At 44.7% G+C, this 912-nt stretch carries 1 protein-coding gene; it reads right to left on the bottom strand.

Annotated elements, in window-relative coordinates; translation table 11 throughout:
* The coding region (locus A3757_RS01155) for a cation transporter (protein ID WP_197469629.1) at nucleotides 1-899 on the bottom strand (899 nt) is incomplete at its 3' end.
* Nucleotides 900-912: the final 13 nt, after the last annotated feature.

The raw sequence follows: 912 nt of genomic DNA, 5'->3' as shown, positions 1-912 counted from the left end.
GAGCGAATGTAACGAAGTTCCAAACCGGAAGCAGATAGGTCTTCACGTATCAGCTTATTTAGTCGACTCTCTAAAGGCTTTCTCGGCCCATTAAGTAAAGTCAGGTACTCGTTCTCTGCCGCAAGCGTAAGCAAAGCAGATTCTGCATAGCCGCCAAGAATATCCTTTTGAACTGCCGGATCGAGCAACAACTGATGGTAAGGTTCCAGCGAGAAGTGCAGCTTTAGATTAATATCGACCAGGTTTTCATCACGGCTTAGGAAGAACTCTCCTTCGCCTTTCACCTGAGGACTTTTTCCATCAATTTTGTTTTGCCACAGACCGCTGGCAACAGAACTTTCTTGCTCTATATTCTTACGGGCACTATCGGTATCAACACTCAAGATATTACTGTCTTGAAGAATGACTAGCCCTCCAAGCGGCCAAGGAGCCTTATAGTATAAACCTGGAGACAAGTGCTCATTATCAAAATGATGCAGGAGGTGGCCATAAGCAACGTGCCCGTGAGGTACGATACGAAAGCCACTGAGTAAATAAGCAGTGCCCAGCAATGCAGCAAATATCGCCAGGTTTGCAGGTTTTCTAAGCTGTTTAGAATGATGCTGGAGGTGCTGAACCGACGGCATATCCATCAGTTTATCCATCAACGATACTTGCTTCAGCTCTGCACCGGTAAGCAAACTCTTAATACCCGAAATCAAAAGCTCAAGGCCGGCTATCGTAACCATCACAGCAATAATCACTGCGACAATCTCATCGAGGTAGATACCTATCATTGTACCTATCAATGAAAGCAAGACCGCAATTGAAGAAAATACATCGAGTTGACTATGATAACCATCCGCCACCAGAGCCATGGATTTAGTTTCTTTACCTACCCAGGTTTTTAAACGAGACATTAACCAAGCAATC

It is taken from the genome of Oleiphilus sp. HI0117, assembly GCF_001635235.1.
This window is presented reverse-complemented; position numbering and strand designations above follow the sequence as displayed.